Below are 5989 nucleotides of genomic sequence, written 5' to 3'. Positions count from 1 at the left end.
GGGCAGAGGAAGAGACAAAAATCTCGCCGTCAAGCGGATGGGGAAACCCCACCCGCCTGCGCGGTGGGGTAGTTCATGGGGTTTTGCTTGGGGATCCAAGCTAGGGTTCTGGAGCTGGGGTGGGGTTGAGTCCTGGGCCTGGGGTGATCTAGGCTTCGGAGTTAAGGGGATCTCTTCCCTCCTACTGCTTGACCAGTGTGCAGCTATGGCAGGACACAGCAAGTGGGCCAACATTAAGCGGCAAAAAGCCCGCGTAGATGCCAGAAAAGGCAGCCTATTTACCAAACTTTCCCGCGCCATCATTGTGGCAGCGCGCAGCGGCCTGCCGGATCCGGAAGCCAATTTTCGGCTGCGCTCGGCGGTAGAGAAAGCCAAGGCGGCAGGCATGCCCGCCGAGAACATTGAACGGGCCATTGCCAAGGGATCCGGCAACTGGACCGACGACAGCCCCCTGGAGGAAATCCGCTACGAAGGCTACGGCCCTGGGGGTGTGGCTGTCTTGATTGAGGCCATGACCGATAACCGCAACCGCACGGCTGCCGAGGTGCGGGAAGCCTTCAGCAAAGTCGGCGGCAGCCTGGGGGAAAGCGGCTGCGTGAGCTGGCTGTTTCGGCAAAAAGGGGTGATCAACCTAGAGGAGGTGACAGATCCCGAAGCTCTGCTGCTAGCGGTAGCCGAAGCAGGGGGGGAGGATCTCAAGGTGGAGGGGACCGGCGCAGAGGTCTATTGCGATTACACCCTGCTGGAGCAGGTGGCCACCTACCTTAAAAAAGAGGGCTACCGGGTGCAGGAGGCGGCCATCCGTTGGATCCCTTCCACAGAAGTGCATGTGGAGGATCCCGAGACGGCCAAGCTGGTGCTGACCCTCATGGAACGGCTGGACAACTTGGACGATGTGCAAAATGTCTACGCCAATTTCGAGATTGACGAGGCAGTGATGGAGAGCCTGGCCTAAGGGGAAAGGCTTAGCGCAACTTGACGGCGGTGCCGGCGGCGGTAACGAGGATCAGCGTCGTGCTCATGTTGGTATGAATGGTAACGCCTAGGATGCCATTTGCTCCCAAACGTTTGGCTCGCTGCTCCAACTCTTCCAAAACCTTTTTCTGAGCATTCTCGAACACTTCTTCGTAGGTTCTTGTGCGTCCCCCGATAATGTTGCGGAGGGCAGCAAGGAAGTCCCGCAGAACATTGGTGCCATAAACTACCTCGGCAGTAACAATGCCCAGGTAGCGCTCCACCTCTTTACCTTGGAGCATGTCTGTAGTGGCTAGCAGCATGGCTCGTTCTCCGCGTCACCTCCTCACTAAGCTAGCCGAGAGGCTCCAAGGTGGGGAGTTCTTAGACTGTAGCGGGAGCTAGAATTGGCTACCCTGGAGGCAACGTTTTCCAGCCAGCCAATGACGACCCTCGTTCGCGTAGTGGGGAGCTTAAATCTAGACCTGGTGGTGCAGGTGCCACACCAGCCGGGGCCGGGGGAGACGGTGCTGGGATCGGACTACGCCACCTACCCTGGGGGCAAGGGGGCCAACCAAGCGGTGGCAGCAGCCCGGGCAGGAGCCCAGGTGGAGATGTGGGGGGCGGTGGGATCCGATGGCTTTGGCCGCCTGCTAAAGGAGAACTTGGAGCAAAGCGGCGTTGCTACCCACTACGTACGGGAGCTGGAAGGGCCCAGCGGTATTGCTCTAATTACCGTGGATCAAGCAGGGCAAAACCGGATTGTGGTTAGCCCCGGGGCCAATGGTCGCTACCTGCCAGAGCATCTGCCCCCCTGGACGCCGGCGGCTCTAGTGCTGTTGCAACTGGAAATCCCCCTAGCCACCGTGCAGGCGGTGGCGGAGCAGGCCTTTGCCCAAGGGATCCCTGTCCTCCTCAATCCCGCCCCTGTGGCTCCCCTGCCGGGATCCCTCCTGCGTCAGGTGCGCTACTTGGTGCTCAACGAAAGCGAAGCCGCTGCCCTTGCCCAATCTCCAGTGGAGACGCCAGCGCAAGCCGAAAAAGTGGCCCAAGCCTTGCAACAGCAGGGGATCCCGACAGTGATCATCACCTTGGGGGGAGCGGGCTTGGTCTGGGCCGATGGGGAGGAAAGGGGCCATCTGCCAGCCCACCCCGTGTTGGTGGTGGATACCACTGCTGCCGGCGACAGCTTCTGCGGTGCTTTGGCCGCCTACCTGGCTGCTGGCGGATCCCTGAGGGAAGCCCTCCATTTTGCCAATGCCGCTGCGGCCTTGTGTGTAACCCGCCCTGGGGCCCAGCCCAGTTTGCCCCAGCGCACCGAGATCGAGGCGTTTCTGACTGCTGCAGGCTCTCACCCTCTTTCCTAGGGAATTTTAAGCACGACGTCCTTTGCTACCCAGAAAAGGCCTCTTGGCGGTGCTGGGCCAGCCGCTCCAGGCTGAGGGGGCCCTGGATGTGCTGCCAGGGAAGGGGATCCGCCGGATCCCAGTTGCTGTGCACGTAGTAGTCCAAGGGCGGCAGTTGTCCCTGCAGCTCTTTGAAGGCGCGGCGGAAGCTGCCCAGGGACTCGCCCCACTGCCGGGCTAGCTGCAAGACTCGGGCCACCCGCCGATCCCCCCGCGAGATGAGGGCTTGGATGACCGACCAACTGTAGCTTTCGGGACGGAACTCCACGCCCAGGGGACGCAGATGTTTTTGATACCACTGCAGCTTTTTCTCAGCCTGGGGATCCACCCCCTGCCACTGGAAAGGGGTGTGGGCTTTGGGCACAAAGGTGCTGCAGCCCAAAGTCAAGCGCAGGCGGGGAGCCACCTTCTTGAGCTCCTTGAAAAGAGCAACGGTGGCCTCCAGGTCAGCCTGGGTTTCCGCCGGGAGCCCCACCATGCCGTAGAACTTGATCCCCTTCAGGCCGCCGGCCTGGGCGTGGGCGGCCGCCGCCAAGATTTCTTCATTGGTTAGCTTCTTGTTAATGACCTGGCGCAGCCGTTCTGAGCCGCTTTCAATGGCCACGGTAATGGACTGGCTGCCGCGGCGGGAAAGCACTTGCGCCAAGCGAGGCGTGACCGTGCCCGTGCGCACCGAGGCCAGGCTAAGGCGCACCTGCTCAAAGCGATCCTGCGCCAGGTACTCCAGCAACTCCTCAAACTGGGGGTGCTGGGTTACCGAAGCCCCCAAAAGGCCAATCCGCTGGGTAACCTGCAACCCCCGCTCCACCGCCGGGATCAGATGCCCTTCTACATCGGCAGCGCGAAAGGGCAAAGTTAGGTAGCTGGCTAGGCAAAAGCGGCACATCTCGGGGCAACTGCGCACCACCTCCACCATGTAGATGCTCTCCCAGGCCGCCTTGGGGGTAACCACGGTGGACACCGAGAGGGTGTTGCCACGGAAGGTGTGCTTGCGGATGGAGCTGGGGATCCCGTCCCGCTTGGGAATGACCTTTTCCACCGGACCGTCGGGGCCGCGGTAGTGCACTTCGTAGAGACTGGGCACGTAGATCCCCGGCACCTGGGCCAGCGCCTGCAGCTTTTCGGCCCGGGATCCCTGCCGCACCTGGCGGTAGGTCTGGATCATCTGCTCCACCAGCCCCTCCCCGTCCCCCAGCAGAATAAAGTCAAAGAACGCAGCAAAGGGCTCAGGGTTGGCCGTCAACACCGGGCCGCCGCCAAAAACCAAGGGATCCGCCTCCCCCCGCGCCTCGGCCTGGAGGGGGATCCCCTGTCGTTCCAACAGATCCAGGATATGGACGTAGTCCAGCTCCCAAGACAGGGAAAAACCCACCAGCTCCGGATCCCGCGGCAGGGGCTCGGCCAGGTCGGTAAACAGGCGGGCGACCGCCACCTCGCGGCGGCTGGCCAGCAGGCTCCAGATGACCTGGTAGCCGAGGCTGGTGATCCCTACGGAGTAGGTGTTGGGAAAGGCGTAGATGACCCGCACCGCGTCAGGCGCAGGTGTGGCCGGGGTGAAGAGAAGCTGTTCCAGAGCCAATTCCGAGGTGGCCAAGGCAGTCTAAGAAAGGGGGATGGGCGGCAAGGGCCTACTTTCCCAGCTTAATCGGGGTTTTGTCAGGCTGCGTCCAGGGCCAGCAGGGACGGCCAGATCGTCCAGAATGGAAGGGATCCCGACCCGCTCCTGACTGGATGGCTTCCCCCCTCAACCAACGCATCCGCCGCTTCTACGATGCTTCCTCCGGCCTGTGGGAGCAGGTGTGGGGGGAGCACATGCACCACGGCTACTATGAGCCGGGCCAGACCGGCAAGGATCGCCGCCAAGCCCAGATCGATCTCATGGAGCGAGTGATTCAATGGGGCCAGATCGGGGATCCTAAACCCCCTCAGCACATCCTCGATCTCGGCTGTGGCATTGGAGGGAGCAGCCTGGAGCTGGCGCGGCGCTTTGGCGCCGAGGTAACAGGCATTACCCTCAGCCCTGTCCAGGCCCGACGGGCCACGCAGCGGGCCCAGGAGGCCAGTCTGAGCCACAGGGTGCGCTTTTGGGTGGCCGATGCCCTGGAAATGCCCTTTGCCGACCACACTTTCGATCTGGTCTGGGCTCTGGAAAGCGGCGAGCACATGCCAGATAAGCGGCGGTTTCTGGCCGAGGGCTGGCGGGTCTTGCAGCCGGGCGGGCAGATGATGGTGGTGACCTGGTGCCACCGCGAGGGATCCCTGAGCCGCCAGGATCAGCGGCTTTTGCAGCAGATCTACGACGTGTACTGCCTGCCCTATGTCATCAGCTTGTCGGAGTATGAAGCACTGGCCCAAGAGGTGGGGTTCGAGCAGTTGCGCACCGCCGACTGGTCGGAGCGGGTGGCCCCCTTTTGGGATGAGGTAATTGCCTCGGCTCGCGATTGGCGGTGGATCCCGGCTTTGGTGCGCAGCGGCTGGGTCACCGTTCGTGGGGCGCTGGGGCTGGGCCTGATGCGGCGGGCCTATGCCACCGGCTTGCTGCGCTTTGGCTTGCTGAGCGGCTTCAAGCCTGCAAGTTAGGGATCCCATACCCCCCTCTCCCAAGGGAGAGGGGCTGGGGGTGAGGGCAGCAGCGCTGGCCACGTAAGCGACAGGGAAAGTGGGCTCAAAAGTCCTGCTGGGGTGGCGTTGCGCCAGCAAGTTCTAGGTACTTCTGCTTCACCGCCTGAATATCCTGCCACATCAACCACTTGGGGCTGCCGGGGGTGCGGTCAGGGTTGCGCAGCAAGTAGGCGGGGTGGAAGATGGGCATGCACCAGCGCCCCTGCCACTGGATCCACTCGCCGCGGATCTTGGTAATGCCCCGCTTATCCCCCAAAAGGGAGCGCACCGAAGTGGCCCCCGTCAACAAAATGATCCAGGGATCCACCAGGCGAATCTGCTCCAAGAGATAGGGTCGGCAGGCGTCCATCTCCGCCTGGGTGGGTACGCGGTTGTTGGGGGGGCGGCACTTGACCACATTGCAGATGTAGGTATCCCGCTCGGGATCCAGCCCCACCGAGGCCAGGATCTTGTCCAGCAACTGGCCGGACTTACCTACAAAGGGCAGGCCTTGCAGATCTTCGTTTTCCCCCGGCCCCTCGCCAACAATCACGATCTTGGCTTTAGAGTTACCTCGGTGCACCACCACATGGGTACGGTTGGCCGCCAACTCACAGCGCTGGCAGACTCGGCAGTGCTGCTCCAGTTGTTCTAGATCCCGATAGGTGCCGGGGGGAATGGGCACCTGAGCCGAGAGCGGGATCTGATCCCATTGGGGAAGCGTCTCCGTTGCAGAGGCAGGTGGCTCTAGGGGATCGTCAAATAGGCTGGGCTGAAGCTCCGAGGGTCTTTTCTTGGCAGCCATTGCAAGGTGAGGGATCCTTGTGCAGCGATCTTCGGCTGCTCCTCTGCCCTTGTCAAGCTTGGAGTCTCTTTCCCCAAAAGGGCAGCCTTTACGTCTTGATGAACTACCCCACCGCGCAGGCGGGTGGGGTTTCCTCACCCGCTTGACAGCAGAGCTTTTGTCTCTTCTTCTGCCCCAGTTGCTTCATCGATCCCGTGTACCGGGTCTCTGAAGTAGAGCTGAA

6 protein-coding genes are annotated in these 5989 nt (G+C 62.1%); 3 read left to right on the top strand and 3 right to left on the bottom strand.

Annotation, left to right across the window (positions count from 1 at the left end; genetic code table 11):
- Positions 1-205 precede the first annotated feature (205 nt).
- A complete protein-coding gene (locus NW841_RS11495) occupies positions 206-955 on the top strand; it encodes a YebC/PmpR family DNA-binding transcriptional regulator (protein ID WP_414366621.1) in 750 nt (249 codons plus the stop codon).
- A gap of 10 nt (positions 956-965) precedes the next feature.
- Here NW841_RS11495 and NW841_RS11490 read toward each other — a convergent pair whose 3' ends face one another.
- Positions 966-1277 carry a YbjQ family protein gene (locus NW841_RS11490; protein ID WP_414360996.1) on the bottom strand — a complete coding sequence of 104 codons (312 nt, stop codon included), beginning with the start codon at positions 1275-1277 and terminating at the stop codon, positions 966-968.
- A gap of 120 nt (positions 1278-1397) precedes the next feature.
- Here NW841_RS11490 and rbsK point away from each other — a divergent pair, with 120 nt between their 5' ends.
- Positions 1398-2321 carry a ribokinase gene (gene rbsK / locus NW841_RS11485; protein ID WP_414386478.1) on the top strand — a complete coding sequence of 308 codons (924 nt, stop codon included), beginning with the start codon at positions 1398-1400 and terminating at the stop codon, positions 2319-2321.
- Positions 2322-2346: 25 nt separating this feature from the next.
- Here the strand turns inward: rbsK and NW841_RS11480 are convergent, their stop codons facing one another.
- Positions 2347-3954 carry a B12-binding domain-containing radical SAM protein gene (locus NW841_RS11480; protein WP_414386476.1) on the bottom strand — a complete coding sequence of 536 codons (1608 nt, stop codon included), beginning with the start codon at positions 3952-3954 and terminating at the stop codon, positions 2347-2349.
- Positions 3955-4091: 137 nt separating this feature from the next.
- Here NW841_RS11480 and NW841_RS11475 point away from each other — a divergent pair, with 137 nt between their 5' ends.
- On the top strand, positions 4092-4940 hold the full coding sequence (locus NW841_RS11475) for a methyltransferase domain-containing protein (RefSeq protein ID WP_414332663.1): 849 nt from the start codon (positions 4092-4094) through the stop codon (positions 4938-4940).
- 85 nt (positions 4941-5025) lie between these two features.
- On the opposite strand, the gene NW841_RS11470 is transcribed toward NW841_RS11475, so the two are convergent.
- Complete coding sequence (locus NW841_RS11470; RefSeq protein ID WP_414386480.1) at positions 5026-5646, bottom strand: uracil-DNA glycosylase; 621 nt, start codon at positions 5644-5646, stop codon at positions 5026-5028.
- Positions 5647-5989 lie beyond the last annotated feature (343 nt).

It is taken from the genome of Synechococcus sp. H60.3 (assembly GCF_047462295.1).
Classification (GTDB): Bacteria; Cyanobacteriota; Cyanobacteriia; order Thermostichales; family Thermostichaceae; genus Thermostichus.
Note: the sequence above shows the minus strand (reverse complement) of the source record. Positions and strands in the feature narration are given on the sequence as shown.